The following is a 2,945-nucleotide window of genomic DNA, read 5'->3' on the forward strand; positions in this document are numbered from 1 at the left end:
CATTGAGTCCATCAAAACCCCTTGGGTGTTGTATGGTTAAGCCTCACGGGCAATTAGTACAGGTTAGCTCAACGCCTCACAACGCTTACACACCCTGCCTATCAACGTCGTAGTCTACGACAACCCTTTAGGATACTTAAAGTATCAGGGAGAACTCATCTCAAGGCTCGCTTCCCGCTTAGATGCTTTCAGCGGTTATCGATCCCGAACTTAGCTACCGGGCAATGCGTCTGGCGACACAACCCGAACACCAGAGGTTCGTCCACTCCGGTCCTCTCGTACTAGGAGCAGCCCCTTTCAATTCTCCAACGCCCACGGCAGATAGGGACCGAACTGTCTCACGACGTTCTAAACCCAGCTCGCGTACCACTTTAAATGGCGAACAGCCATACCCTTGGGACCGACTTCAGCCCCAGGATGTGATGAGCCGACATCGAGGTGCCAAACACCGCCGTCGATATGAACTCTTGGGCGGTATCAGCCTGTTATCCCCGGAGTACCTTTTATCCGTTGAGCGATGGCCCTTCCATTCAGAACCACCGGATCACTATGACCTGCTTTCGCACCTGCTCGAATTGTCATTCTCGCAGTCAAGCGGGCTTATGCCATTGCACTAACCTCACGATGTCCAACCGTGATTAGCCCACCTTCGTGCTCCTCCGTTACGCTTTGGGAGGAGACCGCCCCAGTCAAACTACCCACCAGGCACTGTCCGCAACCCCGATAAGGGGTCGACGTTAGAACATCAACACTACAAGGGTGGTATTTCAAGGACGGCTCCACGCAATCTAGCGACTGCGCTTCAAAGCCTCCCACCTATCCTACACATGTAGGGTCAATGTTCAGTGCCAAGCTGTAGTAAAGGTTCACGGGGTCTTTCCGTCTAGCCGCGGGTACACTGCATCTTCACAGCGATTTCAATTTCACTGAGTCTCGGGTGGAGACAGCGTGGCCATCATTACGCCATTCGTGCAGGTCGGAACTTACCCGACAAGGAATTTCGCTACCTTAGGACCGTTATAGTTACGGCCGCCGTTTACCGGGGCTTCGATCAAGAGCTTCGACCGAAGTCTAACCCCATCAATTAACCTTCCGGCACCGGGCAGGCGTCACACCGTATACGTCATCTTGCGATTTTGCACAGTGCTGTGTTTTTAATAAACAGTTGCAGCCACCTGGTATCTGCGACTCTCAATAGCTCCATCCGCGAGGGACTTCACCGTCGAGAGCGTACCTTCTCCCGAAGTTACGGTACCATTTTGCCTAGTTCCTTCACCCGAGTTCTCTCAAGCGCCTTGGTATTCTCTACCCGACCACCTGTGTCGGTTTGGGGTACGATTCCTTACAATCTGAAGCTTAGAGGCTTTTCCTGGAAGCATGGCATCAATGACTTCACATCCGTAGATGCTCGACGTCGTGTCTCAGCCTTAAAGAGAGCCGGATTTACCTAACTCTCAAGCCTACGCACTTGAACCTGGACAACCGTCGCCAGGCCCACCTAGCCTTCTCCGTCCCCCCATCGCAATTGTAAGAAGTACGGGAATATTAACCCGTTTCCCATCGACTACGCCTTTCGGCCTCGCCTTAGGGGTCGACTTACCCTGCCCCGATTAACGTTGGACAGGAACCCTTGGTCTTCCGGCGAGGAGGTTTTTCACCCCCTTTATCGTTACTCATGTCAGCATTCGCACTTCTGATACGTCCAGCATGCGTTACCACACACCTTCAACCGCTTACAGAACGCTCCCCTACCCAATATACAAAAGTATATTGCCGCAGCTTCGGTTTACTACTTAGCCCCGTTACATCTTCCGCGCAGGCCGACTCGACCAGTGAGCTATTACGCTTTCTTTAAATGATGGCTGCTTCTAAGCCAACATCCTGGCTGTCTGAGCCTTCCCACATCGTTTCCCACTTAGTAGTAATTTGGGACCTTAGCTGGCGGTCTGGGTTGTTTCCCTCTCCACGACGGACGTTAGCACCCGCCGTGTGTCTCCCGGATAGTACTTACTGGTATTCGGAGTTTGCAAAGGGTTGGTAAGTCGGGATGACCCCCTAGCCTTAACAGTGCTCTACCCCCAGTAGTATTCGTCCGAGGCGCTACCTAAATAGCTTTCGGGGAGAACCAGCTATCTCCAGGTTTGATTGGCCTTTCACCCCTAGCCACAAGTCATCCGCTAATTTTTCAACATTAGTCGGTTCGGTCCTCCAGTTGATGTTACTCAACCTTCAACCTGCCCATGGCTAGATCACCTGGTTTCGGGTCTATATCCAGAGACTGAACGCCCAGTTAAGACTCGGTTTCCCTACGGCTCCCCTAGATGGTTAACCTTGCCACTGAATATAAGTCGCTGACCCATTATACAAAAGGTACGCAGTCACAGGACAAAGCCTGCTCCTACTGCTTGTACGTACACGGTTTCAGGTTCTATTTCACTCCCCTCACAGGGGTTCTTTTCGCCTTTCCCTCACGGTACTGGTTCACTATCGGTCAGTCAGTAGTATTTAGCCTTGGAGGATGGTCCCCCCATATTCAGACAGGATATCACGTGTCCCGCCCTACTCGATTTCACTGAATATGCGTCGTCAGTTACGGGGCTATCACCCTGTATCGCCAAGCTTTCCAGCTTGTTCACCTGACGCCTATAAAGCTTAAGGGCTAGTCCAATTTCGCTCGCCGCTACTTTCGGAATCTCGGTTGATTTCTTTTCCTCGGGGTACTTAGATGTTTCAGTTCCCCCGGTTCGCCTCGTTATGCTATGTATTCACATAACGATACTTACTTATGTAAGTGGGTTTCCCCATTCGGAAATCCCAGACTCAAGTGGTTTTTACTACCTAATCTGGGCTTATCGCAAGTTAATACGTCCTTCATCGCCTCTGACTGCCAAGGCATCCACCGTGTACGCTTAGTCACTTAACCATACAACCCGAAGGAGTTTCGA

1 rRNA gene is annotated in these 2,945 nt (G+C 51.5%); it reads right to left on the reverse strand.

The window, feature by feature from the left end:
• Positions 1-32: 32 nt before the first annotated feature.
• Positions 33-2,923, reverse strand: a 23S ribosomal RNA gene (locus CBX98_RS25095).
• Positions 2,924-2,945 lie beyond the last annotated feature (22 nt).

The sequence above is a fragment of the Vibrio sp. T9 genome, from assembly GCF_003123985.1.
In the GTDB taxonomy this organism is placed as follows: domain Bacteria; phylum Pseudomonadota; class Gammaproteobacteria; order Enterobacterales; family Vibrionaceae; genus Vibrio; species Vibrio diabolicus.